The 24,941-nt window shown below is 66.0% G+C and carries 27 protein-coding genes; 13 read left to right on the forward strand and 14 right to left on the reverse strand.

All coding sequences use genetic code 11. The annotated features are described in order from the left end of the window. The first annotated feature begins 16 nt into the window (after positions 1-16). Positions 17-751 carry a TetR/AcrR family transcriptional regulator gene (locus LK10_RS12510; RefSeq protein ID WP_081998497.1) on the forward strand — a complete coding sequence of 245 codons (735 nt, stop codon included), beginning with the start codon at positions 17-19 and terminating at the stop codon, positions 749-751. Here the strand turns inward: LK10_RS12510 and LK10_RS20930 are convergent. Together LK10_RS20930 and LK10_RS12520 are read right to left on the reverse strand one after the other, a co-directional pair. After that, the gene (locus tag LK10_RS20930; protein WP_052207289.1) at positions 714-1,304 is read right to left on the reverse strand and encodes a TetR/AcrR family transcriptional regulator; all 591 of its coding nucleotides are present in this window, start codon (positions 1,302-1,304) and stop codon (positions 714-716) included. The two genes, LK10_RS12510 and LK10_RS20930, sit on opposite strands and share 38 nt — an antisense overlap. Positions 1,305-1,376: 72 nt before the next feature. Next, positions 1,377-3,509, reverse strand: a complete 2,133-nt coding sequence (locus tag LK10_RS12520; RefSeq protein WP_043124152.1) for an MDR family MFS transporter — start codon at positions 3,507-3,509, stop codon at positions 1,377-1,379. Positions 3,510-3,714: 205 nt separating this feature from the next. On the opposite strand from LK10_RS12520, the gene LK10_RS12525 reads away from it, so the two are divergent. Together LK10_RS12525 and LK10_RS12530 are read left to right on the forward strand one after the other, a co-directional pair. Further along, positions 3,715-4,716, forward strand: coding sequence for an alcohol dehydrogenase catalytic domain-containing protein (locus LK10_RS12525; RefSeq protein ID WP_043124154.1), 1,002 nt, complete (start codon positions 3,715-3,717; stop codon positions 4,714-4,716). Between the two features lie 63 nt (positions 4,717-4,779). Next, the gene (locus LK10_RS12530) at positions 4,780-5,028 is read left to right on the forward strand and encodes a hypothetical protein (protein WP_156144155.1); all 249 of its coding nucleotides are present in this window, start codon (positions 4,780-4,782) and stop codon (positions 5,026-5,028) included. Between the two features lie 94 nt (positions 5,029-5,122). Here the strand turns inward: LK10_RS12530 and LK10_RS12535 are convergent, their stop codons facing one another. Further along, positions 5,123-5,302: a hypothetical protein gene (locus LK10_RS12535; RefSeq protein WP_043124158.1), complete on the reverse strand. Its 180-nt coding sequence runs from the start codon at positions 5,300-5,302 to the stop codon at positions 5,123-5,125. 143 nt (positions 5,303-5,445) lie between these two features. On the opposite strand from LK10_RS12535, the gene LK10_RS12540 reads away from it, so the two are divergent. The 3 genes from LK10_RS12540 to LK10_RS12550 are packed head-to-tail and all read left to right on the forward strand — an operon-like array spanning position 5,446 to position 6,954. Then, positions 5,446-5,757 (forward strand): sigma-70 family RNA polymerase sigma factor, encoded by a 312-nt coding sequence (locus tag LK10_RS12540; protein ID WP_043124160.1) that lies wholly within the window; start codon positions 5,446-5,448, stop codon positions 5,755-5,757. A 47-nt stretch (positions 5,758-5,804) separates the two neighbouring features. Beyond that, entirely contained in the window at positions 5,805-6,047 is a 243-nt protein-coding gene (locus tag LK10_RS12545; protein ID WP_156144156.1) for a hypothetical protein, read from the forward strand. A gap of 25 nt (positions 6,048-6,072) precedes the next feature. Then, positions 6,073-6,954: an SDR family oxidoreductase gene (locus LK10_RS12550; protein WP_043124164.1), complete on the forward strand. Its 882-nt coding sequence runs from the start codon at positions 6,073-6,075 to the stop codon at positions 6,952-6,954. Between the two features lie 28 nt (positions 6,955-6,982). On the opposite strand, the gene LK10_RS12555 is transcribed toward LK10_RS12550, so the two are convergent. From LK10_RS12555 to LK10_RS12565, 3 genes are all read right to left on the reverse strand, one after another. Then, a complete protein-coding gene (locus LK10_RS12555) occupies positions 6,983-8,857 on the reverse strand; it encodes a transketolase (protein WP_043124165.1) in 1,875 nt (624 codons plus the stop codon). Positions 8,858-8,936: 79 nt separating this feature from the next. Next, positions 8,937-10,229: a putative bifunctional diguanylate cyclase/phosphodiesterase gene (locus LK10_RS12560; protein WP_052207291.1), complete on the reverse strand. Its 1,293-nt coding sequence runs from the start codon at positions 10,227-10,229 to the stop codon at positions 8,937-8,939. 59 nt (positions 10,230-10,288) lie between these two features. Then, the gene (locus tag LK10_RS12565; RefSeq protein ID WP_231567755.1) at positions 10,289-12,022 is read right to left on the reverse strand and encodes a putative bifunctional diguanylate cyclase/phosphodiesterase; all 1,734 of its coding nucleotides are present in this window, start codon (positions 12,020-12,022) and stop codon (positions 10,289-10,291) included. Positions 12,023-12,104: 82 nt separating this feature from the next. Here LK10_RS12565 and LK10_RS12570 point away from each other — a divergent pair, with 82 nt between their 5' ends. From LK10_RS12570 to LK10_RS12590, 5 genes are all read left to right on the forward strand, one after another. Continuing rightward, positions 12,105-13,526 carry a glycosyltransferase family 2 protein gene (locus LK10_RS12570; protein ID WP_043124169.1) on the forward strand — a complete coding sequence of 474 codons (1,422 nt, stop codon included), beginning with the start codon at positions 12,105-12,107 and terminating at the stop codon, positions 13,524-13,526. Continuing rightward, positions 13,526-13,729, forward strand: coding sequence for a hypothetical protein (locus tag LK10_RS12575; protein ID WP_043124170.1), 204 nt, complete (start codon positions 13,526-13,528; stop codon positions 13,727-13,729). The genes LK10_RS12570 and LK10_RS12575 overlap by 1 nt, the downstream gene beginning before the upstream one ends. A 92-nt stretch (positions 13,730-13,821) precedes the next feature. Next, positions 13,822-14,070, forward strand: a complete 249-nt coding sequence (locus tag LK10_RS12580; RefSeq protein ID WP_043124172.1) for a flagellar FlbD family protein — start codon at positions 13,822-13,824, stop codon at positions 14,068-14,070. An 11-nt stretch (positions 14,071-14,081) separates the two neighbouring features. Beyond that, a complete protein-coding gene (locus LK10_RS12585; protein WP_043124174.1) occupies positions 14,082-14,882 on the forward strand; it encodes a motility protein A in 801 nt (266 codons plus the stop codon). Next, complete coding sequence (locus tag LK10_RS12590) at positions 14,879-15,682, forward strand: OmpA/MotB family protein (RefSeq protein ID WP_043124175.1); 804 nt, start codon at positions 14,879-14,881, stop codon at positions 15,680-15,682. Before LK10_RS12585 ends, LK10_RS12590 begins: the two co-directional genes overlap by 4 nt. 67 nt (positions 15,683-15,749) lie before the next feature. Here LK10_RS12590 and LK10_RS12595 read toward each other — a convergent pair whose 3' ends face one another. Genes LK10_RS12595 through LK10_RS12625 form a run of 7 tightly spaced genes read right to left on the reverse strand, consistent with a single transcriptional unit; the run spans position 15,750 to position 21,197 of the window. Then, positions 15,750-15,965 carry a tautomerase family protein gene (locus LK10_RS12595; protein WP_043124177.1) on the reverse strand — a complete coding sequence of 72 codons (216 nt, stop codon included), beginning with the start codon at positions 15,963-15,965 and terminating at the stop codon, positions 15,750-15,752. A 2-nt stretch (positions 15,966-15,967) separates the two neighbouring features. Next, the gene (locus tag LK10_RS12600; protein ID WP_043124179.1) at positions 15,968-17,449 is read right to left on the reverse strand and encodes an aldehyde dehydrogenase; all 1,482 of its coding nucleotides are present in this window, start codon (positions 17,447-17,449) and stop codon (positions 15,968-15,970) included. Continuing rightward, positions 17,433-18,194: an alpha/beta fold hydrolase gene (locus tag LK10_RS12605; protein ID WP_043124181.1), complete on the reverse strand. Its 762-nt coding sequence runs from the start codon at positions 18,192-18,194 to the stop codon at positions 17,433-17,435. The genes LK10_RS12600 and LK10_RS12605 overlap by 17 nt, the downstream gene beginning before the upstream one ends. Position 18,195: 1 nt before the next feature. Further along, positions 18,196-18,747, reverse strand: a complete 552-nt coding sequence (locus tag LK10_RS12610; protein ID WP_043124183.1) for an amino acid synthesis family protein — start codon at positions 18,745-18,747, stop codon at positions 18,196-18,198. After that, positions 18,744-19,364: an amino acid synthesis family protein gene (locus tag LK10_RS12615; protein ID WP_043124185.1), complete on the reverse strand. Its 621-nt coding sequence runs from the start codon at positions 19,362-19,364 to the stop codon at positions 18,744-18,746. Before LK10_RS12615 ends, LK10_RS12610 begins: the two co-directional genes overlap by 4 nt. Next, entirely contained in the window at positions 19,357-20,475 is a 1,119-nt protein-coding gene (locus LK10_RS12620) for an LLM class flavin-dependent oxidoreductase (RefSeq protein WP_043124187.1), read from the reverse strand. Before LK10_RS12620 ends, LK10_RS12615 begins: the two co-directional genes overlap by 8 nt. A gap of 32 nt (positions 20,476-20,507) precedes the next feature. Beyond that, the gene (locus tag LK10_RS12625; protein WP_052207292.1) at positions 20,508-21,197 is read right to left on the reverse strand and encodes a GntR family transcriptional regulator; all 690 of its coding nucleotides are present in this window, start codon (positions 21,195-21,197) and stop codon (positions 20,508-20,510) included. Between the two features lie 140 nt (positions 21,198-21,337). On the opposite strand from LK10_RS12625, the gene LK10_RS12630 reads away from it, so the two are divergent. Beyond that, positions 21,338-22,282 (forward strand): flavin reductase, encoded by a 945-nt coding sequence (locus tag LK10_RS12630; protein WP_043124188.1) that lies wholly within the window; start codon positions 21,338-21,340, stop codon positions 22,280-22,282. Between the two features lie 107 nt (positions 22,283-22,389). Next, positions 22,390-23,826 (forward strand): purine-cytosine permease family protein, encoded by a 1,437-nt coding sequence (locus LK10_RS12635; RefSeq protein ID WP_043124190.1) that lies wholly within the window; start codon positions 22,390-22,392, stop codon positions 23,824-23,826. Between the two features lie 133 nt (positions 23,827-23,959). Here LK10_RS12635 and LK10_RS12640 read toward each other — a convergent pair whose 3' ends face one another. Further along, positions 23,960-24,814, reverse strand: a complete 855-nt coding sequence (locus LK10_RS12640; RefSeq protein WP_043124192.1) for an aldo/keto reductase — start codon at positions 24,812-24,814, stop codon at positions 23,960-23,962. Positions 24,815-24,941 lie beyond the last annotated feature (127 nt).

Here is a 24,941-nt window from a genome sequence, read left to right on the forward strand (position 1 = left end):
GGGTTAGCATCGCTATGTGGACGCCCGAGGTGAGACTCGCGCGACCGTGAGTCTCAGGCCCGGTGCGCGCGACAAGATTCTTGATACTTCGTACGAGCTCTTCGCTCGTCGCGGGATTCGCGACGTGGGCGTGGATGAGATCATCTCCCGCTCAGGAGTGGCGAAAGCTACCTTCTACCGACATTTCCCTTCGAAGGACGCTCTCGTCCTCGCCTATCTGGACCGCTGGTTCGTGGCGCGCAGTGCCGCAATCGAGGCGGCCACAGAGGGAATTGAGAGCACCGAAGAAGCGGTGCTCGCCGTGTTCGGCGTCCTGCACGACTGGTTCGAGCACGGAACGGCTGAGGCGAGTGCGTTCCTGCACGTCATGATCGAGATGGGGCCCGACCATCCGCTCGGCCAGGCAAGCATGGACTACCTCACGCGGACGCGCAAGCAGCTCGCGGACCTCGCGGAGGCCGCGGACCTGCGTGATCCAGAGGGGTTCGCCTGGTCCTGCCACATCCTGATCAAGGGTGCGATGGTGGCTGATTCCGAAGGGGACACAGAGGCCGCGGCTAGGGCCCTCACGATGGCGCGCCTCCTCGTCGAGGAACATCACGAGAAGAAGCCCTCCTCAGCCCCCCGCCGATTCACTGCCTGGACGGACCCCGAGGGGCTCAATCAGAACGTTGCGACGTCAGCGCCCCAGCGCGCGGCTACTTCGCGCGCCTCTACTCCGCAGCGAGCTCGCCGAGCCGGGTCACGGTAGCCCTCAGGTCTGCCGCGCTGGCCCTTCCGGGTCTGGTGGTGTACCCGCTGTCCGCGTGGAGGAAGAGCGCGGCGAACACAAGCGCCACGGCCAGATGGGCCCTCGTGGGCTCCGAGGTGCGCTGTTCGGCGAGCTGGATGACGTGCTTCCGCAGCCCTGACGTCCACTGATGGAGGGCGGCGAGGAGGTCGGGCTCGAGCCGGATGAGCTCCCGCACGCGGGGGAGGTCCTCATGGCCGCTCGAGACGCTCGTGATGAGCTCGCACAGCTCGTCGAGGAGAGGGCCCTTGCCCTCGAGGAATCGGCGTTCGTCTTCAGCGGTGATGGCGGTGGACGGTAGGCCCAGCGCTGCGGCGGCCTTGGAGGGGAAGTAGTTGAAGAAGGTCCGCTCCGAAATCGTCGCACTCGAGCAGATGTCTGCCACGGTCACGTGAGCGAGGCCGCGTTCGGTTGCGAGGGTGTACGCCGCCTCGTGGATGGCGCGCCAGGTCTGCTGCTTCTTTCGCTCGCGAAGAGAGCAGGTCTTGTCGGTGACGGACGGGTTCGTGGTCACGATGGTGGATCCTGGGGGTGAGAACGGAAGGCTCGGGGCCCCGCCTCGTGGACGAGGCCCCGAGCCGGGTGGCTACGGTCGGTGGACCCGGATAGGCCCGGTCGCCGGCGCTGCCTGCGCACCAGCCTCCGCCGCGGCTGTGGCCATGTACACCTCGAGGTCCTCGGCGGTGCCCTGCTTGTCGGCCTGCTCCTGGAGCGCGGAGCGCTGGCGCAGCGGCGGCGTCTTGAAGAACCAGCTCAGGACGAACGCGAGCAGGATCACACCGAGGCCGACCCAGTAGATGCTCACGGCCGAGGAGTTGAAGCCCACCATGAACGGCCGCGTCAGGCGAGCGTCAGCACCCTTGAGGTAGGACGTATCCGACGTGCTCGACGACGACGAGGAGGAGGACTGCTTGGCATTCTTGAGCTCGTTGATCATGGTCGGAACGACCTTGTCGACGACGGCGGTGCGCTGCGCCTGATTCGAGAAGTCGATGGCGAGGCGGCCGTCGACGACCGAAGCGCCAGCCTTCTGCGCTGCCACCGTGAGTGCCTGCTGCTCAGCGGCTGGCTTCGCAGCGGCGACCTGCTGGTCGATGATCGACGGCGCGGCAGCGGCGGGGATTGCGCCTGCTGAAACCTGCTGCTGCACGGCCGCCGTGACCTTCTGGGTGACAGCCTGATCGGCAGCCTGCTTTGCCGCCGTCGTGCCTTGATCAAGCCCGCTCTGGATCTGCGACTTCACCGGGGTGACGATCGGGTTCCAGATCTGCTGCATGACGCCGGCATTGGCGGGGTCGCTCGCGACGGACGGCGTGAGGGCCGCGTCGAGGGCGGTCGTGAGGTCTGCCTTGTTGGACATCGCGGTCGTGATGTTGGTCGGCATGAGCGCAAACAGGACCGAGAGGAGGACGGCGGTGCCGAGCGTACCGCCGATCTGGCGGAAGAACGTCGCAGAGCTCGTGGCAACGCCCATGTCCTGCGGCGGCACCGAGTTCTGAGACGCGAGGGTCAGGGACTGCATGAGCTGGCCGAGGCCCAGACCGATGAGGAACATCGCGATCATGAGGAACCACAGCGGCTTGTCGATGGTCATGAAGGTCAGGACCAGGTAGCCGCAGGCCGTGACGAACGTGCCCGTGATCGGGAAGATGCGGTACTTGCCCGTGCGGGCCACGATCTGGCCGGAGACGATCGAGGCGATCATGAGGCCGCCCACCATGGGCAGCGTGGCGAAGCCGGATTCCGTCGGAGTCAGGCCGGTCACGAGCTGGAGGTACAGCGGCAGAGTCAGCATGGCGCCGAACATCGCGAAGCCGACGAGGAAGCCAAGGACAGTGGCCATGGAGAACGTGCCGGAGTGGAACAGGCGGAGCGGGATGATCGCGTTGGTCCCCATTGCACGCTCGATGAAGATGAACGAGACGAGCCCGACGAGTCCGATGACGTAGCACGTGATGGAGGCGGCGGACGTCCAGCCCCAGTCGCGGCCAGACTCGGCGACGAGGAGGAGCGGAACGAGCGTTGCGATGACTGCGGTGGCGCCCCACCAGTCGATGCGGGACTTGGACGAGTCGTGGAACTTCGGCAGGTGCAGGAACGCGAGGACCATGCCGAGCGCGATGAGGCCGATCGGGACGTTCACGAGGAACACCCAGCGCCAGCCGGAGATGAAGAGGATCTGGCTCGCGCCCGAGAAGATGCCGCCAACAAGCGGGCCGACGACCGAGGACACGGCGAAGACGGCGAGGAAGTACCCCTGGTACTTGGCGCGTTCGCGCGGGGCGAGGATGTCGCCCATGATCGCGAGCGGCAGCGACATGAGGGCGCCGGCGCCGATGCCCTGGAACGCGCGGAATCCCGCGAGCATGAGCATCGAGGTCGAGAAGGACGACATCAGCGAGCCGAGGATGAAGACGCCGAGACCGAAGATGTAGAGCGGGCGGCGGCCGAAGAGGTCAGAGAGCTTGCCGTAGATCGGAGTCGCGATAGTCGAGGTGATCAGGTAGGCGGTCGTCACCCACGCCTGCTGATCGAGGCCGTGCAGGTCGTCGCCGATGGTCCGGATCGCCGTGCCGACAATGGTCTGGTCCAGCGAGGAGAGGAACATTCCGGCCATGAGGCCGTAGATGACAAGAAGGATCTGACGGTGGGTCATCACCGGGTTCGGGTGAGCGGCGCTACCGGCATTTGATCCGGGGCTCGCTGCTGCGTTGGACATGGAGGAAAATCCGAATCTCTCAAGGGGGACGATTCAAGGCGCCGCGAACGCGGCTGAAACTTGCAGACTCTGCAAGTTTACACACTCTGCAACCAAGGCGCCACTCGAACATTCGACCCCCACCAACTACCCTCCGTCCGCCCGTTCACTCCATCTCCCTCCGCTTCCCCGGGCACAGCCAGCCACCCCTGTTAGCCTGTGCCGAATGCGAACCGTACAGATTTCCTCTCCCGGTGCATCCTTCGAAACCGTCGAGCGCGAGCTGCCCGAGGTTCCCCGCGGTCACGTCCTCGTGCGCGTCGCCGCCTGCGGCATCTGTCATAGCGACGGGATGGCAGCCGCTGGGCTGGCTTCCTCGTACCCCCGGGTGCCCGGCCATGAAGTGGCTGGGACTGTCGAGTCGGTGGGCGAGGGCGTCGTCCAGTGGGCGGAAGGGCAGCGGGTCGGCGTCGGCTGGTTCGGGGGAGCCTGCTTCGTCTGCGATTCCTGCCGGCAGGGCGACTTCATCTCTTGCCGTTCTCTCAGGGTCACCGGTCTTTCGTTCGACGGCGGATACGCCGACTACGTCCTGGCCCCCGCCGACGCGCTCGCGGCTATCCCGGACGCACTCTCGGATGCCGAGGCCGCGCCCCTCATGTGCGCGGGGGTGACCACCTTCAACGGGCTGCGCAACAGCGGCGCCCGCGCGGGCGACGTCGTCGCCGTCCTCGGTCTCGGAGGCCTCGGGCACCTTGGGGTCCAGTTCGCGAGCCGCATGGGGTTTGAGACGGTGGCGATCGCGCGCGGGGCAGAGAAGGAGCCGTTTGCCCGCGAGCTTGGCGCTCACCACTACATCGACAGCACGACGGCGGACGTCGCGGCCGAACTTCGCGAGCTCGGCGGAGCGAGTGTCGTGCTCGCCACCGTGACAGACGCCCACGCCATGGCCGTGACCGTGCCTGGCCTCGCGCCCCGCGGGCGTCTTGTGGTCCTTGGAGTCCCGCATGAGCCCCTGCCCATTACTGCCGGCGACATCGTAGGCGGGAGCCGGCTCGTTGCTGGCCATGCCTCGGGGAGTGCCAAGGACTCCGAGGACACGCTCCGCTTCGCGGCACTCACCGGAGTGCGCCCCCTCATCGAGACGTATCCGTTGGAAAAGGCGAGTGACGGGTTCGAGCGGATGATGTCTGGCAAGGCGCGCTTCCGAGTCGTTCTGACTGCCGACTGAGTCGAGGCGCTTGATTCACTGGGAGCGGGCTGGGTAAGCCATTGGGAAAGGAGGTACGTCAACGTGCCAGAGTTTCATTTGACCGTTCTCCGCACAACGGGTTCGGCTCGAGAAAAGACACCCGCCCCGGAGATCACCTTCATGGCGAGGGATCTCTCCTCCGCGAAGACGCTCGCGGAGTGCATCATCAAGCAAGACCGGTTCAAGGGGCCCGCCGCAGACGAGGCGACGCTCGTGGGGCCGGCCTCAGCGCCCGCTTCCAGATGGACGAGCAGTTCCGGCTGGGATGAGGCGCTTGAGCCAGTGACTTGACGCTCCTGAAGAGGGCACGAGGCGCTGCCGAAGAATCTCGGGTGATAGCAATTCCTGCTATCGCCTGAGATTCTTTGGCCCGAAGTGGGACGTCTCAGCCTGGAAGCGGGACGTCGGGGGCGTCGTCGTCGCCCCCGTAGGCTTCTTTCTCCAGTTCCTCGGCCCGTTCCGGATCCTTCTCGGGAGCGATGCTGCGCTTCTCCTGCTGGGGCTCGGGCGCTTGGTCTTCCGCGCGTTCGAGATCGTCATCGGGCTGATCGATAGGTGCCGTCACGGCCCTCTCCTTCCCCTTCGGTTTTCGGACGCCGTTAACCTACCCGCGCGTTGGAAGCCGAATCGAACTCTGGACAGAACGGTCTGTCTACTCCTAGCGTGACGAATATGCGGGGCTTCCAGCCCTGCCGAGAGGAGTCAGCCATGGAGGAGAGCGCATTCTGTGCCGGAGCCCTGGAAGCTGGCCCGCCAGAGGAAGCTTGTCCCGACACCGTCGTTGAGGCGGCAGCGGCAGGGCAGTTCGCCATCGAGTGTTACCGCGATCGGGCTTGGGCCAGTTGCCCACCCCGGAGCCTTGTGGCCATCCGGCTCCAGGCGCAGGATCTCCGGGGCGTGCTCCTGCAGATTTTGGGCCGCGAGCCGACGATCGAAGAGGTCGCAGACGCCCTGCGCGTGGAGGGAGAGGCTGCTCAAGTCGAGGCGGTTGGCCTGCCGGCTCCGGCTTCCATTGGGTAGCGCGTGGAATTGGACAGACTGGTCTGTCTACTTCTAGCATTCTTGGCGTGTTGAATATGAGTGGCGCTGCAATGGCGCAGAAGCCGCAGGGTGCATCGGCCGATTCCGGGCTGGCCGCCGAGTCGGAGCTTCACTACCGATCGCTGTGGATCCTGCAGCACCTTCTTGAGGGCTCCGAGTTGGCGTCAGAGACCAAGACCCGTCTCCGGGAACTCGTCGAGGAGCATGCCGCCGATCCCGAGCAGGCCCTTCTCGAGCACCTTCGTGAGGTCCGCGCCCCCCTGACATGAAAGCTCGCCTTGCGCGGAGGGTTGGATGAAGATCTTCGTAACCGGCGCATCCGGATGGATTGGTTCAGCGCTCATTCCGGAACTTGTCGGGGCCGGCCATGAGGTTCTGGGGCTGGCTCGATCGGATAGGTCGGCGGCCGTCGTGGCCGCACGCGGCGCCGAGGTGCTTCGCGGTGAGCTGACGGATCAAGGCGCCTTGACGGCGGGAGCGAAGGCATCGGACGGCGTCATCCATCTCGCATTCATCCACGACTTCACGGATTTCGCCGCAGCAGTGAGGGCCGACGCCGACGCGATCGCCATCCTCGGAGCTGCGCTCGAGGGTTCGGGAAAGCCGCTCGTCATCGCGTCCGGGACCCCCGTTGTGCCCGGCCGCCTCGCGACCGAACGTGACAGGAACGCCTCGACCTCCCCTGCAGCCGCCCGGGAGGAGAATGCCCAGGCCCTCCTGGGCATGGCTGACCGCGAAGTCCGCCCCGTCGTCGTGCGCCTCCCCAGGAGTGTGCACGGGGAAGGCGACGCGCACGGGTTCGTGGCCCGCCTCATCGCGACTGCGCGCGAACGGAGGGTTTCGGGCTACGTCGGCGACGGCTCCAACCGCTGGCCCGCTGTTCACGTGCTGGACGCGGCCCGCCTGTTCCGCCTAGGCGTGGAAGAGGCGCCGCCCGCGTCGGTCCTTCACGCCGTGGGGGATGAAGGGGTCGCGATCGGGGACATCGCGGCGGAGATCGGGCGCCGTCTGGAGCTTCCGACGGCGCCCGTCCCGGCCGAGCAGTTCGGTTTCCTCGGCGGGATCCTTGCCCAGGACCAACCGGCTTCCGCCGAGCTCACGCGGCAACTGCTCCCGTGGGAGCCAGAGCACCCCGGGCTACTCGAGGACCTTGCGAAGGACCACTATTTCGCCTGAGCGCCCGGTTCGCCTGAGCGCTCCGGCTCTACGCCCGGTCGGCCAAGCGTCGGGCTGCCTCCGCGATAGCGTCGGCGTCGATCTTCGCCCAAGCCATGAGTTCCGCGCCCGTCCCCGAGCCCGGCATGCCGCGCACCGCGAGGTGCTCGACCTCGAGGCTCGTACGCCCTCCCGAGAGGAGGCTCTCGACCACGGCGGACCCGAGCCCGCCTTCAGGGTGATGGTCCTCGACGACGACGAACTTGCCTCCCGTGGCATCCGCGGCTGAGCGCAAGGCGGCCTCGTCGATCGGTTTGATCGAGTAGCAGTCGATCACCCGGGCGTTGATGCCGTCCTTCCCGAGTTGCTCGGCAGCATCGAGACACGCGTGAAGTGTCACGCCCGCACCGACGAGGGTGACGTCGCTGCCCTCCCGCAGCGTCTTCGAGCCGCCCACCGAAAAGTCCTCGTCCGGGCCGTAGAGCACGGGGTAAGCACCGCGCGTCGTACGGAGATAGCTGATGCCGCGAGTCTCTGCCATCCGCTCCACGAGGGCCGCGGTGCTCGTCGCGTCGCTCGGATACAAGACGGTGGAACCGTGCACCGAGCGCATCATCGCGAGGTCTTCGAGGGCCATCTGCGAAGGCCCGTCGGCCCCGATCTCGATTCCGGCGTGGGAACCGACCAGCCGGAGGTCTGCCCTCGAAACGGCGCCCATTCGGATGAAATCGTGGGCGCGGGTGAGGAACGCGGCGAACGTGGAGGCGAACGCGGTATACCCGCGCACGTTGATCCCGGTCGCCGCCGCAACGAGCTGCTGCTCCGCGATATACATCTCGAAGAAGCGGTCCGGAATCTCTTGCGCGAATTCGTTGGCGTACGTCGAGTTGCTCACCTCGGCGTCGAGGGCGACGACGGCGGGATTCGCAGCTCCCAGCGCGGCGAGCGCCTGGCCGTACGCCTTGCGCGTGGCTACCTTCTCGCCGACCTCGTACTGCGGCAGGTCAACCTTGCCCGCCTGGCCGCGCGCCCCGCCGTCGGACGCTTCGCCCTCTGGGAGCGGCCCCCGCACGCGCACGTCCCGCGTACCCCCGAGCTCCTTGATGGCGCGCTCGGCCATGTCCTCGGGGAACGGCTTGCCGTGCCAGTCCGGGCTGTCTTCCACTTCGGAGAAGCCCTTGCCCTTGACCGTCTTCGCGATGATGACGGTCGGCCTCTCATCCGAATCGTCCTCCGCCTCGCTGAGGGCTTCGTCGATCGCGGTCAGGTTGTGCCCGTCGATCCTGATGACGCGGGCGCCGAACGCCTCGGCTCGCCGAGCATACGCCGCGGTGTCCCAGCCGAGGTCGGTTTCACCACGCTGGCCGAGACGGTTCACGTCGATGATCGCGACGAGGTTCGAGAGCTTGTAGTGCGAGGCCTTGTCGAGGGCCTCCCAGATCGAGCCCTCTGCGAGTTCACTGTCCCCGCACAGCACCCACACTCGGTAGGGGAGCTTGTCGAGGTACTTGCCGGCGAGGGCGATGCCGACGCCGTCGGGCAGGCCCTGCCCGAGCGACCCGGTGGCGACGTCGACCCATGGCAGCACTGGCGTCGGGTGGCCTTCGAGGCGCTCGCCGAAGCGGCGGTAGCCGTTGAGCAGCTCGTCCTCCGAGACGACGCCGACGGCCCGGAACACCGAGTAAACGAGGGGCGACGCGTGGCCTTTCGAGAAGACAAGGTGATCGTTGCGCGCGTCGTCCGGGTTGTCCCAGTCGTAGCGCAGATGCCGGCTGATGAGCACAGCCAGCACGTCTGCGGCGGACATGGACGACGTCGGGTGGCCAGAGCCGGCGCTCGTGCTCGAGCGGACCGAGTCCACCCGCAATTGGGCGGCTACCTCTGCGACGGTATCGAGGTCAGGCTTCGTGAGTGTCTCTGTCATCGTGCGACCTTTGCGTTTCTCGACTGTACCGGTAGCTCCATTACCCTCCCGGCTGCCGTGGCAAGCAAGGGTTGATGGACTAGCGGACGACGGCGGTCGGGAGCCCGGAGACGAGGAGCTCGGTCATCGCCTCGGCCGGCAGGGGGCGGCTGAAGTAGTAGCCCTGACCCGACGTCGCCCCCAAGCGTCGGAGGATCTCGGCCTGCTCGGCCGTCTCGATGCCCTCGATGACAGTCGTCAGCCCGCACGCGGTGACGAGGTTGACGACGGCGTTGAGGAACCGCCGTTGGCCCACGTCCTCGACAAGGTTGCCGAGGAGCGAGCGGTCGATCTTCGCCCGGGTGACCGGAAGTCGCCGCAGGTAGCTGATCGACGAATAGCCCGTCCCGAAGTCATCGATGTCGAGCCCTACACCGAGTCGGCGGAGCCCATGCAGCGAATAAGTGTCGACGTCGTCGCCAGCGACGAAGGAGGCTTCGGTGAGCTCCAAGGTGAGGTGTCGCGGCTCGACGCCAGCATCCTCGAGCGCGTGACGAACCTGTTCAATGAACTCGAAGTGCTGGAGCTCAGCAGGCGTGATGTTGACGCTCACGGTGAAGTCGTCGGAGAGGTCGAGGGTCTCCTGCCAGATCTTGAGCTGCGCGAGCGCTTCCGCCAGAACATGCCGATCAAGTTCGCCCGCGACTCCGAGATCCTCGGCGAGCGGGATGAATTCGTCCGGCCGCACGGGGCCGAGCGCCGGATGAGTCCACCGCGCGAGCACCTCCACACCCTCGATGCGGCCCGAGTGCAGGCCGACGATCGGCTGGTAGACAGTGCCGATGCGGCCATCCCGGATCGCGTCGGTGAGGTCGGTGATGATCGTCCGGTGAATCTGTAGGGCGTGCAGCATGAACGGCTCGAAGACCTTGACGAGGCCTCGGCCCTCGGCCTTCGCAGCGTCGAGGGCGACCCCTGCCTCTCGAATAACCTCGTTCGCAGGCTGCCCGATCTCCGCTCCCCGCACCCCGATGCTGACGCTCAGAATGGGTCCAGACCGGCCGCTGTCGACGTTGCGGATCCCTCGTTGGATGGCACCGCCAAGCCGACGGGCCTCGGCGACGGTGGCGTTCTCGAGGAGGACGGCGAACTCGTCACGGTCGAGCTGGGCGGCGAGGCCGCGCTGCCCCACCGCTTCGGACAACGTCCGCAACACCTCGGCGACGATGCGGTCGCCCTCATTCGGGCCGAGGTTGTACGTGATCCAGTTGAAGGAATCAAGGCTCACAAGCAGCATGGCCGGAGGTTTGCGCTCGGGCCCAATCGCGCCGAGAGCGGATTCGAGCGCTCGCAGCACCTCGCGCGATCGGTCTTGCCAGACGAGCGGAGGCACGGCGCTCTTTCCTCCCCTTGTGTTGTTGAGTGACAGTCCAAGCTGTGGGCGGCGGACCTCTATGACACGTTAGGGGCGCCCTCGTCCGCGAAGCAAACCATCTCACTGCGCGCGGCGAAGGAGACTCGAAGCGACTCTGTGATGAGCGGCCCCTGTGCCCGGTCGCAGCCGAGTTCCCGCAGGACCTCAAGCTGCCCGGGCCGTTCGATTCCAGGAGCGCTTACTGCAATCCCGAGAGCGTGGCCCATGCTGACGACGCCCCCGAGAATGACAGCGTCCGTCGGGTCGACGTCCACTCGCGCCGCGAGCGACGGGGCAACGTTGAGCACGCTGAAGGGCAGACTGCGGAGCAACGCGACTGTCGCCTGCTCGCTCCCGTAATGGTCGAGCGCGATCTCGACCCCTGCCCTGCGCAGCCGTTTGAGCTGACCGCTCGCCTGTTCAGGGTCGACGAGGCCAATGCGCCCGCTGAAGTCGAGCTGGAGGGCGGCGCCAGGGAGCTCGTGCTTGGCCAACGCGGCAAGCACGTCTTCGGCCAGCTTTCCCGTGGACAGCCAGGCGGGGGAGACATCGAGCGCGATGCGGCTCGGCCTGCCCTCGTCACGGAGCATTCTGGCCTGGGCACAGACACGGTCGACGGCGCCGCGACCGATCGCTTGGCCCTCACCGCTGCGGTCGGCTACCGGCATGAATTCGTCGGCCCTCAGCAGCCCGAGCTCGGGTGTGTCCCAGCTGAGTCGTGCCTGAAGGTCGGAACACGAGTTGCTCGTGAGTTCGAGGACCGGCTCGAAGGAGAAATCGAACGCGTCTTCTTCGATCGCCTCGGCGAGGCGACGCCTGATCTGCGCGAGCCGCGCGAACGGGTCGCTTTCCCGACGGTCGAGGCGCTGGACGCGCTGTTTGCCGTGCTGCTTCCCGGCGAGCATGGCCCCATCGGCATGCCGCAGGAGGGCGTCGAGCGGGCCGAGCGCGTCGTCCCCCTCGACCTCCTTGCCCATGACGAGGCCGATAGTGGCCGAGAGCTGGAGGGAATACTCGCCGTACGGAAGCGGCTCGAGGATCGCGTCCAGAACCCGCTGACCGACCCTCTGCGCGTCCAGCTCCGAGATGTCGGCCAGGAGCGCGATGAACTCGTCCCCGCCGAGGCGGACCGCGACGTCGCTCGTGCGGAGCGAGGCTTGCAGTCGCCTGCTGAACTGTACGAGGACCTCGTTTCCCACGTCGTGGCCGTGGGTGTCATTGACCGTCTTGAAGTTGTCGAGGTCGATGTAGAGGATGGCAGTTCGCTCGGGGTCCGAGGATGCGAGGAAAGAGGTGCCCTGTTCCGAGAGCCAGCGGCGGTTGGGTAGGCCCGTGAGGGCGTCATGCCAGGCGGCGTGGCGGAGTCTTGCCGAGAGCTCCTCGAAGACGCGGGAGACGGCGACGGCGCGCGGTCCGCCTTCACCCAAGAGGAGGAAGTCGTCGTAACGCACGGGCTCGGGCCGCGCGAGCGCGAGGTCGGCGGCCTCTTCGAGCCCGATATCTCCGGCGACCACGAGCTGGTATTCCGGCACGAGTCGGGCTGCTGTACTACGGGCGTGCAGTGCCCGGCCGTAGCCGAGCCGTCCCGAGAGCTGGTACTCGACTTGGCCGCGGGTGAGAATCCCCCAAGGGCCCTCCCGGCGCGCGACGGCAACTGCCCGCAAATTCCGGTCGTGTCGGAACAGCTCGTCCACCACGTTGACGGGAGCGTCAGCTGGAACAACCGGGATCGCGACGCCGAGCTCGCCGACAGACTCGACAGGAGGACCCATCTTGACCACTGATCCCCTCCTGCCGCTTCCTCGACAATTGGACATGTACATTTCACATGCTACGCGCTGGTAAGTTTGATCGGTGCGCACTTCCTGGTTTCAGCGCCTTGTAGGACTCTTCATCCTTGCAGCCGTCGCCGGTGCAGCCTCTCTTCTCTGGTGGGGCGTCGCAGCGAGCGAGCCGCCCACGCTGTGGGCGCCCGTCAGGGTCAGCCTCGCCGGGGTATGGACCGTCCTGTACGACGCCCACGCTCCCGACACCCGCGTCGTCGTCGCGGCAGTCGCGGTTGCCGTCATCCTCGGCGCCGCCGTTGCCTTCACGGAACGCATCATCGCGAACCGGGCCCGCCGCACACCAGTCCACGTCAGGACGCGCCCGATCGCGCCCAAGACCATCATGGCTGCGACACGGGGAGCGTTCGCAGGCCATGTGACGTTCACGGTGCTCATACCTGCCCACAACGAAGAGGCATCGCTGCCTGCGACCCTTGCGTCGCTGCTCGCCCAGAGCCGGCAGCCCGAGCGGATCGTCGTGGTTGCCGACAACTGTACGGACGGCACGGTGGACGTCGCCCGCCGCGCCGGGGTTGAAGTCTTCGAGTCATCGGGCAACAGGGAAAAGAAGGGCGGCGCCCTGAACCAGGCGCTCCGCGAGGTGCTGCCCTCCCAAGGGGACAACGACGTCGTCATGGTCATGGACGCCGATACCACGCTCGACGGCGGATTCCTTTCCGAGGCGTCGCGTCGCTTCACCGACGATCGCGCTCTCATGGCCGTCGGCGGCCTCTTCTACGGTGAGCCTGGCCACGGCCTCATTGGACAGTTCCAGCGCAACGAGTACCTCCGCTACAGCAGGGAGATCCAGCGGCGGCGAGGGCGCGTCTTCGTCCTCACCGGAACCGCGTCTGTCTTCCGCCCCGCTGCACTGCGCGCCGTTGCTGAGAGCCGCGGTGTCCAGCTTCCCGGCCGCAACGGTGACGTCTACGACACGGCCGCCCTCACCGAGGACAACGAGCTCACGCTTGCGATCAAGTCCCTCGGCGGCCTCACGATCTCGCCCTCGCAGTGCACTGTCGAGACTGAACTGATGCCGACGTGGCGCATGCTGTGGGCGCAGCGACTCCGCTGGCAGCGCGGAGCCCTCGAGAATCTCGGGGCGTATGGGGTTACGCCTCAGACGCTGCGCTACTGGGCCCAGCAGGTCGGCATCGGCTACAGCGTGATCGCGCTTGGCGCGTATCTCGTGCTGTTCGCCATCATGGTCCTCGCCGTCGATTCCTGGGTCTGGTTCCCGTTCTGGCTCGGCCTCGGATCCCTGTTCATCGTGGAGCGGGTTGTGACGGTCTGGAAGGGCGGCTGGGCAGCCCGCCTGCTTGCGGCGACGATCTTGCCCGAGCTGCTCTTCGACATGTTCCTCAACGTCGTGTACGTGAAGGGCATCCTGGACATCACACGCGGCCAGAAGGCCACGTGGAAGCATCTCGCAAAGTCAAAGGTGGCGTAATGGTCCCGCTCGGCGTCCTCCTTCCGCAGTCGATCCTTGCGACAAACACGTTCAACGTCCTGATGACGTTCGTGGCCATCAATACTCTGCTGTACGTCGCGCTCTCGATCCTCAAGGCCTTGCCGCGCCTCCGGGTGTCCCTTTTCCCGCGCCGCTACCGGCGCTCGGAGACGCGCAGCATCTACCCGGATGGCCCGCTCTGACCGAGGGGCAGTAATCACACTTACTGGCCGGGAGTCTCGGCCGATAGGGGAGAGGGAAATCGTCACCGCACCGTCCCACGAGAAATGGCCCCATGATCGTTGTCACCCGGCTCAACGGGTCCCGCTTTGCGGTCAATCCTGATCTCATCGAACGCGTCCAGGAGAATCCGGACACGACGCTCGTCATGGTCGGGGGCACGACGTACGTGGTGCAGGAGAGCCTCGCCGAGGTCATCGATCTGGTCGCCGGCTACCGCGCCCTCGTTCTCGCGACGGCCCGTGGACTGCCCGCCTTCGAGGGCCAGCACCTGAGCCTGGTTCCGCGGCCCGGAGAGCACTAGGAGAGGGCCCCATGGATCCTTCAATCGTCATCGGCCTCGTCTTGGCCTTCGGCTCAGTGGTCGCGATCGTGACCATGGAAGGCGCGAGCGTCACGGCGCTCCTCCTTCCGCCGCCCATGATCCTCGTCTTCGGCGCGACGCTCGCCGTGGGGTTGGCCGGCAACACTCTCAAGGACACGCTCCAGGCGTTCAAGGCCATGCCGAAGGCGCTCATGGGCAAGGCTTCGAAGCCGCAGGAGAGCATCGACCGCATCATCGCCCTCGCGGAGAAGGCGCGTGCCGAGGGGCTTCTTTCGCTCGAGTCCGAAGCGACCGATGCGAAGGACCCGTTCCTGGCGCGGGCCCTCCAGAACGTCGCGGACGGTACCGACGGCGAGGAACTCCGCATCATGATGGAGGACGAGATCGGCACGCGCTCGCGGGCAGATCAGGCCAACGCCCGGTTCTTCGCTGCGCTCGGCGGGTACGCGCCCACAATCGGCATCATCGGCACGGTCGTCTCCCTCACCCACGTCCTCGAGAACCTCTCCGACCCCACGAGTCTGGGCCCAATGATCGCAAGCGCCTTCGTCGCTACGCTCTGGGGCCTCTTGTCCGCAAACTTCATCTGGCTGCCGTTCTCGTCCCGCATTTCGCGGCTCTCCGAACTCGAGATCGAGCGGATGACGCTCGTCATGGAGGGCATTCTCGCGGTGCAGGAGGGGGCACAGCCCATGCTCCTTGCAGACCGTCTTCGCGCGATGGTCCCCGACCACCACTTCAAAGGCAAGGGGAAAGCCGACGCCAAGGAGAACGTGAGGGCCGCAGCGTGAGCCCGCGTCGTCGTCGTCCGCTGAAGAAGCCGGCGCCTTTCCACGTCGACGAGCGCTGGGCCATTTCCTATATGGACATGATCACGGTCCTCTTCTGCCTCTTTGTGGTGCTTTTTGCGATGTCCACGGTGGACCAGAACAAATTCGACAAGCTGCGGAATTCGCTCGCCACCGGGTTTGGGACCACGGTCACCCAGAAGATCGATACGGCGACTGGAACGGTAGTACCCCCGGATCAGGCGAACAAAGACGCGCAGGGCTTCACGAATCTTGATCTTGCAATCAAGGAGGTCAATCGACTCACCGCGCTCGAGAAGCAGATGAACGACCGCCTGACTGCCGAGGGTCTCGCCCAGGACGTCCAGTTCCAGATCGACCAGCGTGGCCTGACCGTCAAGCTCGTCGGCTCTGAAACGTTCTTCCAGCCCGACAGCTCGGAGCTCACCCAACGCGCGCATCAGGTGCTCGACGCCGTCACCCCCGCCATCGTGCCGACGAACCTCGAGGTTTCGATCGAGGGCCATGCTGCCAATGCCATCACCGCCTACCCCTCGGTGTGGGAGCTCTCCACTGAGCGTGCCACGAAGGTGCTCCGCTACATGGTCGAACAGGACGGGCTCCCAGGCCCGCGCGTCGGCGCCACCGGCTATGGCTCGTCCCGGCCCGTCAACGCGGACAAGACCGAGGCGGAGCACGAGCAGAACCGGCGAGTCGACATTGTGGTTCTCTCAGACCAACCCGAAACGGTGCGCGCGCTCATTCCGGAGGCGCTCAAGGCGCGGGTGACAGGAACGCGTTGACCCTGTCGAGGAGTGCTCCTCGTAGTACAGGTTGAGGCCTCGCACATCGGCAATGGGCACGGGCTACCTAACGCTCATGCGAAGCGTTCCCCTGGGCGGTACGCTCCGCGATAGTCACGTTCGCCTTCGACCAGTGCTCCGCGTCAACCTCCCGAATGATCACGGTCGTATTCTCCGGCACCGCGCCGACACTTTCCTCCGCAGCCTTGTGGAGTGCAGAGATGAGGGCCCGCAGCTGCTCGGGGCTGCGTCCGCGGGCAATGGATACATCGATCAGCGGCATAGTCAGTTCCTCATGATGAAGGGGTCGGCGACGGGTTCCTCGCTCGTGTTGATCCACACGCTCTTGAGGCGCGTGTACTCGTGCATCGATTCGAGGCCGTGCTCGATTCCGACTCCGCTGGACTTGAAGCCCTGACGCGGGGACATGGGCGACATCGCGCGGTAGGTGTTGACCCACACGGTGCCCGCCTCGAGATGCCTTGCCATGCGGTGGGCTCGGGCGAGGCTCTTGGTCCACACACCGGCCGCCAGCCCATACTCGGTGTCGTTTGCCAGGCGCAGCACCTCCTCCTCGGTGTCAAAAGGCATGATCGCCGCGACAGGCCCGAAGATCTCCTCACGTACCACGCGCATGTGGTTGTCCACATCGGTGAGGACTGTGGGGGAGTAGAAGTAGCCCGGCAGGTCGGTTTCGGGGCGCTGTCCACCGTAGGAGACCGTCGCGCCTTCGTCCACGCCGAGCCGAACGTAGGACTCGACCTTGTTGAGCTGGTCGCCGAAGGCGAGCGGTCCGAGTTCGGTCGTGTCCTCGAGCGGGTCGCCGATGACGATCCGCTGGGCCCGTTCCGCAACCCGCTCGACGAGCTCGTCGTAGACGGACCGGTGCGCGAACACGCGGCTTCCCGCGATGCAGGTCTGTCCCGCCGCGGCGAAGATTCCGGCGACCACCCCGAGAGAGGCGCTCGCGACGTCGGCATCCTCGAACACGATGTTCGGGCTCTTGCCGCCCAGTTCGAGCGTGCAGCCGATAAAGCGGGCGGCAGCCGACGAAGCGATGGCCCGCCCGGTCGCCGTCGAACCCGTGAAGCTGATCTTCGCGATCCGCCGATCCTCCACGAGCGCTGCACCGGCCTCGCGGCCGAAGCCGGTGACGACGTTCACCACCCCGTCTGGGAACCCCGCCTCCGAGGCGAGCTCTGCGAGCCGGACGATGGTCCGGGACGTGTACTCGGAGGGCTTGATGACGAGCGTGTTCCCGGCCGCAAGCGCTGGGGCAAGCTTGGACACCGTGAGCGTGAGCGGCGAGTTCCACGGCGTGATCGCGCCGACGACGCCGAGCGGCTCCCGCACCGTGTAGTTCAGGATCGCGGGATCCATCCCAGGGATCTGGCTCCCCTCGACCTTGTCGGCGAGCCCCGCGTAGTAGTAGAGGTACTCGGGCAGCGTCCGCAGCTGCCCCTTCATCTCACGCAGGAGCTTTCCGTTGTCCTCGGTCTCGAGGCGCGCGAGCTCGTCCCCGTGCTCCCCGACGAGGTCGGCAAGCCGGCGGAGGAGGTGGCCGCGGCGGGTGGGGGTCAGGTTGGACCAGTCAGGGCCATCGAAGGCCTTTGAGGCGGCCTCGATTGCGAGCTCGACATCGGCCTGCGTTCCGCGCGCCGCCTCGTAGAGGACTTCGAGGGTCGCGGGATTGGTGCTTTCGAAGTACTGTCCCTCGGTCGGCGGCATCGGGCGGCCGCCGATGAAGTGCTCAAGCCGTGTGGGCATGGTGGATCTTCCTTTCAGCTTCGTCGAGGAACTCCGCGATGAGGCGGGCGAGTTCCTCCGGCCGTTCGAGGGGGAGCATGTGCCGGGCGCCGTCAACGATGAGCGTGCGCGCATGGGGGACAAGCGCACCCAGGCGCAGGGTCATGCCGGGAGTGGAGCCGGGGTCATCGCTGCCAGTGACCGCAAGGGTCGGGGCCGTGATGAGCGGCAGGGCCTTCGCGGCGTCGCGGTCGCCGGTGGCGAAGACCTCGTAGGCGTGAAGGTAGGACTCGTGGTCATTGGCCAGGAGTACACGGCGCACTTGGTCGACGAGGTCTGGTGAGACACGGTCCGGTTCCGGGAACCAGCGTTCGACGGCGGCCTCGGCGCTCGCGATGAAGTCGCCTCGGGCAGCGTCCAGTCGGCGTTCGACGGCGGCGCCCTCCGCTTCAGTGCGCTCGCAGACGGAGCTGACGCACACGAGCGAGAGGATGCGTTCGGGCATTCGGGCCGCCAGCTCCTCGGCGATGAGGGCGCCTAGTGAGAACCCGACGAGGTGAGCCTTCGGCGGGAGCCGCCGTGCGACGTCGTCCGCCATCTCTGCCAAGCTGGTCGGCCGCCGCAGCGGAGGTTCCTGGCCGTGGCCGGGCAGGTCAAGGGCGATGACCTCGCGCCCGGCCAGCCAGAGCGCTCCATCCGCGAGCAGGGAATCCCACATCGAGCTGTCCAGCCCTACTCCGTGGAGGAGGACGACGGGCTCGTCCACGCTACTTCTCGCTCGAAAGCGGAGCGAGGCGCTGCTGCGGGCGCCCCTGCGCGGCGGCGGCGAGAGCGACGACGATCTCGCCCGGGTGGGGGGCGTCGGGAATGCGCACTTCGATGCTCTGATGGTGCGAGCGGATCGTCGCATCGGTCTTGTGCTTGAGCGGGATGTCGAACGTGACGCCCGCCCGGCCACGCTTCTCCACGGCCGGCAGCAGGGTGGTCGCCTCTGCCGCTTTGCGGAAGTGGTCGCCGAACTGGAGTGTGTGGATGAGTGCGGAACCGTGCTCGATCTCGCCGTCGAGCCCCACGATGGCTGCCTTTCCATAGGCTTCGACGGGCGCGCCGAGCGCCTCGATGACGCGCGGCGCGAGGAGTGCGCCGAGATCGGAGGCGTTGTCCTGGATGCCCTCGCTGAGGTCTTCGACGAAGGGCTGATTGCCCCACGGGTTCTCGATGACAGCGGCGACGACGGCGACTCTGGCCGCCGGATTCACGGGGCGGCCGCCTTCGCGCGCCGTCTCGTCGATGAGGGTGACGATCTTCCTGACGTTCATCTGCTTGCTCCTACGAGGGTGCTCCATGAGACCGGCGTGTCTGTCTTCCGGTCTCCAATTCGGGCGTGGGGTCGGGGTCCAGTGGATGCGGCCGCAACGACGACGATCTCGTCGGCTAGGGGGGCATCCGGGATGCGGATATCGACCGTCTGATAGTGGCTCCGGGTAGCTGCGGCGGTCTTGTGCCACATCGGCACGACGAGGGCCTCGCCCGCGTCCCCCCGCGAATCGGCGAAGCAGATGATCGAGGTGCCTTCGAGCGACTCTCGGAGCAGGTTCCCGAAATAGGGGGTGTGGATGAGGGCGCCGCCGTGCTCGATCTCGCCGGCCGTCCCGACGATCGCTCCCTTGCCGAAGGCTTCGACGGCGTCCGGTCCGCCGAGCCCTGAGAGGAGCCTTTCGATGAGGGCGCCTGCGATGGCGGGGGCGAGCCATTGCGCGGCCTCTGTGAGGTCGGAGTCGGGGCCGAGTCCAGCCCAGGGATTGACGACGACGGCGGCTGCGGCAGCGCGTGCTGCCGGGACGAGCGGAGCTGCACCGTTCTCAAGGAGGATTTCCTCCCGCAAGAAGACGATCTTGCGGATCAGCTCCTCCGGGTTCTCAGGAAGGCTACGCAAAACGGGGCATGACTTTCTCGGAGAACAGCTCGAGGCTGCGCATGGCGTTCTTGTGCTTCAGTCCCGGATGGGTGGTCCAGAGCATGAGGTGCTCGAGGTTGAGCTCGCTCTGGAGTTCCTCGATCTTCTCGGCAACGTAGTCGGGTGTGCCGACCAGCTGGTTGCGTTCGAGGAGGAAGTCGAAGTCGAGCTTGTGCTCCGGGGTGAGCTCCTCGCCCTCCTCCATGAGGTTCGAGAGGCCGCGCCAATGGGTGATCCAGCGATAGGAGTTCATGACTGCCTCTTCGAACTCCGCGCGAGCCTGCTCCATTGTGTCGGCCACATAGACGTCGCGGACCAGCGCGATGCCCTCGCCGAGCGGCACCTCTCGACCCTGGGCCCTGGAGGCGTGCTCGCGGTAGAGCTCGAAGCGGCCTTTGAGCGCGCTGACGGGAGGGAGCCAGAAGATGCCCTGGACCCCGGCCTCGGCCGCTCCGACGATTGAACGCGGGGTGTCGATGACCTGCCACAGCGGCAGCTTCTTCTGAACGGGCTTCGGGATCACGGCGAGTTTGGTGATCTCACCGTCCTGGGTGAACTCCGGTGTCGAGGGTGACATCGGGTGGCTCCACTTCACCCCCGGGGCCGGGAACTCGTAGAACTCACCCTTGTGGCTGAAGAACTCGTTGCTCCACGCCTTCTGGAGCACCTCCATGGTCTCGGCGAAGAGGGCGCGGTTCTTCTCCTGGTCGCGTGGGTCCGCGGCGGGGTTGAGGTTGACCGCCTCGCGGCCGTAGAGGCCACGGCCGACGCCGACTTCGAGCCGGCCGCCCGAAAGCTGGTCGAGGAGGGCGAGGTCTTCGGCGAGACGGAGCGGGTGCCAGAAGGTCACGATCGAGGCGGCCTGGCCGATCCGGATGTTCTTCGTCCTTGCGGCGACGTCCACGCCCATGAGGATCGGGTTGGGAGTGAGCTCCTGCCCCTCGTGGCCGAAGTGATGCTCTGTGTACCAGACGGACCAGAAGCCGGCTTCGTCGGCGGCCTTGGCGTATTCGCGGGCGTTTTCCATGTGCTGCTGGTAGTTGGCCAGATCGCCGGGGGCTCCGAGGCCGTGGAAGATTGAGAAGCGCATTGCGTGTCCTTCGATTGATTGAGGGGTTCTTTTCAGTTCCGGGGGGCGGGATTCAGCGACGACTCCGGCATGAGGGCTTCACGGGACGATGCGTAGACGTGGTTCCTCATGGCGGACTCGGCGCCGAAGGGGTCCTTGTGCTCGATCATCTTGAGCACGGAGCGATGCTCCTGAGTGGACGCAGCGATGCGCCCGGGATGCTCGACGGTGCGCAGCACGAGCCGCTGGTAGGCCAGCTGGTTCATGAGCCGCTCGTAGTGCTCGACGAGCTTACGGTTGTCCGAGCCGTGCACGATCGCCCAGTGGAACTCGTGCACGAGGCGGGCGTAGCCGTCCTTGTCCCCGTCGGCCACAGCTTCCTCGGAGTCTGCGAGATTGCGGCGCAGGACTGCGAGCTCCGGCACCTCCCCCCGGCGGGCCATAAGGGAAGCCGCAAGACCTTCGAGGGATTCCTTGAGCTGGAAGAGCTCGACGATCTCCCTCCGTGTGGGCTCCCGCACGAAGGTTCCGACCTTCGGACGGATCTCCACGAGACCCTCGTGCTGGAGCTGCTTGAGCGCCTCGCGCACCGGCGTCCGACTGACCTCGAACTCCTGTGCGAGGTAGGCCTCGGGCAGGAGTGCGCCTGGAGGGAACTCGCCTCCGAGGACGAGCTGGCGAATGCGGTCGAGGAGGCCTGCCTGCGCGCCGTTATCAGGGACGAGACTGAAAGCATCTTGCATGCATCACAGCGTAGGTTGCATGCATGAAGCCCGTCAAGATCTTCCTCAATTCTGGTTCCCGAGCCTGATAGTGAGGCAGTTCTATTGATTTTCCGGGAGGTCATTGACCAAGTGCTGTGAGCTGCCTTACCTTCGTTGGTATGCAACAGACGCTTGAACCGCTCATCACCTCTGCTTGGCTCGCTGCGTGGGACAAGGGCGACCTTGACGCGCTGGACCAGCTCATGGCGGTCGGTTACACCCGCACCAGCAAGGCGACGGGAACCTCAATCGATCTCGCCGGTCTCAAGGCAGAGATCGCGGCGGTCAGGGAGGCCTTCCCTGATCTGCGCACGACTATCGACGACGTCGTCGAGGGCGAGGGCACGGTCGCGGTCTTCTGGACCTCGACAGGAACGCACACCCACGGATACCTCGGCGTCCCGGCAACGGGCCTGACCGTCCAGACCCGCGGCTCGAACATCCTTGTGCTCGATGCGAACCGGAGGATCCTCAAGGAGACGGTCACCTGGGACGGGAGCGAACTGCTTGCCGGACTGGGCATCCGCCCCCTCCGCGGGATAGCCGCCCCGATCGTCCCGTCGTCGGACGACGACCCCGCAGAACCCGGGTTGGACACCATGAAGGCCTTCAACCGTCAATTCGTCACTGGGGTCACGGTTGTGACCACCAAGGAAGGAGACAAGCCCAAGGGCCTCGCGGCCAACGCCTACTGCTCGGTCTCGCTTGAGCCACCGCTCGTGCTCGTCTGCGTCCAGAAGACCTCGAGCACCTACCCGGCTCTCTTCTCCTCAAGCCACCTCGGCATCAACATCCTCGGCGCCGACCAGCGCGGCACCGTGGGCGTGTTCGCCTCGAAGTCGGCGGACAAGTTCGCGGAGGTGGACTGGCACGAGGGGCCTAACGGGAGCCCCCTCATCGACGGCTCCGCAGCCTCGATCGAAGCGGAGATTCAGGAGCGTTTCCAGGCGAAGACTCACACCGTCTTCATCTGCCGCGTCCGCCACGCCGAGGTCGAGGGCACCGCGCCCATGGTCTACAAGGCCGGCCACTTCTTCGACGGCGGCAAACTCGTCGAAATCTAGAAAGGCACCGGCGCGACTGAGACCTCGCACAGGACAGCAGCCGCGCCGAGCCCGATCTGCTCAGACAAGCAGTGCACGCAGGCGTGCACTTCCACCTTAGGACAAAAATGAGCCCAGATACCCTCCGCGCAGGGGCGAGCGAAGACAGCATCGCCGAAGACCGCGGATATCGCGACAGCCTCACAAAGATCGAGCCCTACGGCATCGAGCACATCCCCGACGTCGAACGTCATGGGAAGCCGCGCTCGCAGTTCTTCCTCTGGTTCGCGGCCGGGATGAACTTTCCCATCGTCGTCCTCGGCTTCAGCGCAGCCTATTTCGGTCTGCCCTTCTGGGCGGCAGTGCTCGCCATCGTGCTCGCCGGTGTAACGTCGTCGGCCGGCATGGGCTACCTCTCATCGATGGGCGTCCGCCTCGGCGTCCCTCAGCAGATGCAGGGCCGCGGCCCGCTCGGCTTCATCGGCAACCTCTTCCCCGTCGCCTACGTCAACGTCTTCGCCGGAATCGGCTGGGCGGCGGTCACCGTGATTCTCGGCGGCAAGGCCATAGCGCTCCTCACGGGCATTCCGTTCTGGCTCTCGTCCCTCGTCCTCATGGGCATCCAGCTCGGAGTCGCCGTCATCGGCTACAACCTCATCCACTTCCTGCAGCGGATCCTCTCCTACGTCCTCGTCGTCGGATTCCTGTTCATCACCGCCGTGAGCGCCGTGAACGGCCGCATCGTGAACGACGTCAACACCGCGGCGAAGGGCTTCGACGGGGTCGGCGGATGGATCATCTTCTTCGGCTGGTTCTTCTCGTTCATCGTGGCGTGGATGCCCTTCGCCTCCGACTACTCCCGTTACCTCCCGAACACTCCAGGGAACCGGCGGGGCGCGGGCTGGGCGACCATGCTGGGCAACGCGGTCACGATGATCTGGATGGGCGTCCTCGGCACGATCCTCGGCTCGACGGCGACGGCCTCGGACAGCATCGGAGCCCTCAAGGAGCTCATGGGGCCCTGGGCCCCCATCGGCCTTTGCATTGTCGCCCTTTCCTCGTTCACCCAGAACTTCCTGAATGTCTACGGCGGAGCGATCTCCATCCAGACCATGGGTATTCCGGTGAAGCGGCACACGGGCGTTATCTTCATCTGCATCGCCTCTTATCTCGTCGCCCTTTGGGGCCAAGCGGGCTTCAACGAAGGCTTCACCGCGTTCCTGAACCTGACCGCCTACTGCATCGCGCCGTACGTCGCGGTCCTCGTGTGCGACTTCCTCTTCGGCGGCCGCCGCACTGAGCGAGGCCTGCGAGAGCTCTTCGACAAGAAGCGAAAGTTCGAATGGGGCTTCGTGGCGTGGGCCGCGGGAGTCGTCCTCTCCTCGCCGTTCTGGATGTCCTCGATCTACACCGGTCCAATCGCCAAGGCGTTCCCCCAGATCGGCGACCTCTCCTACTACGTCGGGGCCGTCGTCGCCGGCCTCGTATGGTTCGCCACCTACCGGCTCCGGCGCCTCTCGGGTCGCGAGATGCTCGATCGCGCCCCTGCTGCGCAAACGCTCTGACACGACTTTCCGTAAAACTACGACCTTCCTTAAAACGTTGCGCCGTCACTTCTGCGGGCTTTCACCCTGCAGAAGTGACGGCGCAAGCGTCGGGGGAGGGACGTAGGGGGAGGGGAAGACGACCCGAAGCGGATTAGGCGAAGTCGCTGACCGCGGGGTCGGCTCCGATGCGGCCGGCCGCGCCCTTGTCGAGCGCGGCGATCGCCGCGAGGTCCTCCGAGTCGAGGCGGACGTTCAGCGAGGCCCAGTTCTGCGCGATGCGCTCCTTCGTGACCGACTTGGGGATCACGACGTTCCCGAGGGCGAGGTGCCAGGCGAGCACGACCTGCGGGATGCTCGCGTCGTGCTTGTCCGCGATCGCCTTGAGCGCCGGGTCGGCCAGGAGGTCCTTGCCCTGCCCGAGCGGAGACCACGACTCGTGGAGGATTCCGCTGGAAGATTCGAATGCGCGCAGCTCGCCCTGCGGGAAGTAGGGGTGTGTCTCGACCTGGTTGATAACTGGCAGGACCCCGCTCTCGCGTTCGATCTCCTGGATCGCCTCAACGGTGAAGTTCGAGACGCCGATGGAGCGGACCCGTCCCGAGGCCTGGAGCTTGACCAGCTCCTGCCACGTCTCCACGTACAGGCCCCGCTTGGGCTGGAGCCAGTGGATCAGGTAGAGGTCGACGTAATCGAGGCCGAGCTTGTCCAGCGAAGCCTCGAATGCCGGGACAACATTCCCGGCGCCCTGATCCGCGTTCCAGAGCTTGGTGGTGATGAACAGGTCCTCGCGGGGCAGGCCCGAGGAGGCGATCGCGCGCCCCACGCCCGCCTCGTTGCCGTAGATCGCGGCGGTATCGATGTGGCGGTAACCGACCTCGAACGCCTCGCCGACCACGCGCTCAGCGACCTCGTCCTCGACCTGCCAAACGCCGTAGCCCAGCTGCGGGATCTTGTTGCCGTCGTGGAAAGTGAGCACAGGGGATGTCAGTGAATCAGTAGAAGCCATGGCTCCATCCTTCCATTCGAGCTATGCGCGAACAAACGGTAGCGAAAAACTTTCGAAGGAACTTCCCTTGATCTTCCTCCCCTCGGGAAGGCTCTTCGACCTTCGAAATTTGAAACATTTCGGACTC

It is taken from the genome of Sinomonas humi, assembly GCF_000802235.1.
GTDB classification, from domain to species: Bacteria; Actinomycetota; Actinomycetes; order Actinomycetales; family Micrococcaceae; genus Sinomonas; species Sinomonas humi.

Excerpts from the sequence above, each read along its gene's own strand:
- LK10_RS12520 (WP_043124152.1), bottom strand. The coding sequence starts at position 3,509 with ATGTCCAACGCAGCAGCGAGCCCCGGATCAAATGCCGGTAGCGCCGCT.
- LK10_RS12525 (WP_043124154.1), top strand. The coding sequence starts at position 3,715 with ATGCGAACCGTACAGATTTCCTCTCCCGGTGCATCCTTCGAAACCGTC.
- LK10_RS12540 (WP_043124160.1), top strand. The coding sequence starts at position 5,446 with ATGGAGGAGAGCGCATTCTGTGCCGGAGCCCTGGAAGCTGGCCCGCCA.
- LK10_RS12550 (WP_043124164.1), top strand. The coding sequence starts at position 6,073 with ATGAAGATCTTCGTAACCGGCGCATCCGGATGGATTGGTTCAGCGCTC.
- LK10_RS12555 (WP_043124165.1), bottom strand. The coding sequence starts at position 8,857 with ATGACAGAGACACTCACGAAGCCTGACCTCGATACCGTCGCAGAGGTA.
- LK10_RS12565 (WP_231567755.1), bottom strand. The coding sequence starts at position 12,022 with ATGGGTCCTCCTGTCGAGTCTGTCGGCGAGCTCGGCGTCGCGATCCCG.
- LK10_RS12575 (WP_043124170.1), top strand. The coding sequence starts at position 13,526 with ATGGTCCCGCTCGGCGTCCTCCTTCCGCAGTCGATCCTTGCGACAAAC.
- LK10_RS12580 (WP_043124172.1), top strand. The coding sequence starts at position 13,822 with ATGATCGTTGTCACCCGGCTCAACGGGTCCCGCTTTGCGGTCAATCCT.
- LK10_RS12585 (WP_043124174.1), top strand. The coding sequence starts at position 14,082 with ATGGATCCTTCAATCGTCATCGGCCTCGTCTTGGCCTTCGGCTCAGTG.
- LK10_RS12595 (WP_043124177.1), bottom strand. The coding sequence starts at position 15,965 with ATGCCGCTGATCGATGTATCCATTGCCCGCGGACGCAGCCCCGAGCAG.
- LK10_RS12600 (WP_043124179.1), bottom strand. The coding sequence starts at position 17,449 with ATGCCCACACGGCTTGAGCACTTCATCGGCGGCCGCCCGATGCCGCCG.
- LK10_RS12610 (WP_043124183.1), bottom strand. The coding sequence starts at position 18,747 with ATGAACGTCAGGAAGATCGTCACCCTCATCGACGAGACGGCGCGCGAA.
- LK10_RS12620 (WP_043124187.1), bottom strand. The coding sequence starts at position 20,475 with ATGCGCTTCTCAATCTTCCACGGCCTCGGAGCCCCCGGCGATCTGGCC.
- LK10_RS12625 (WP_052207292.1), bottom strand. The coding sequence starts at position 21,197 with ATGCAAGATGCTTTCAGTCTCGTCCCTGATAACGGCGCGCAGGCAGGC.
- LK10_RS12630 (WP_043124188.1), top strand. The coding sequence starts at position 21,338 with ATGCAACAGACGCTTGAACCGCTCATCACCTCTGCTTGGCTCGCTGCG.
- LK10_RS12635 (WP_043124190.1), top strand. The coding sequence starts at position 22,390 with ATGAGCCCAGATACCCTCCGCGCAGGGGCGAGCGAAGACAGCATCGCC.
- LK10_RS12640 (WP_043124192.1), bottom strand. The coding sequence starts at position 24,814 with ATGGCTTCTACTGATTCACTGACATCCCCTGTGCTCACTTTCCACGAC.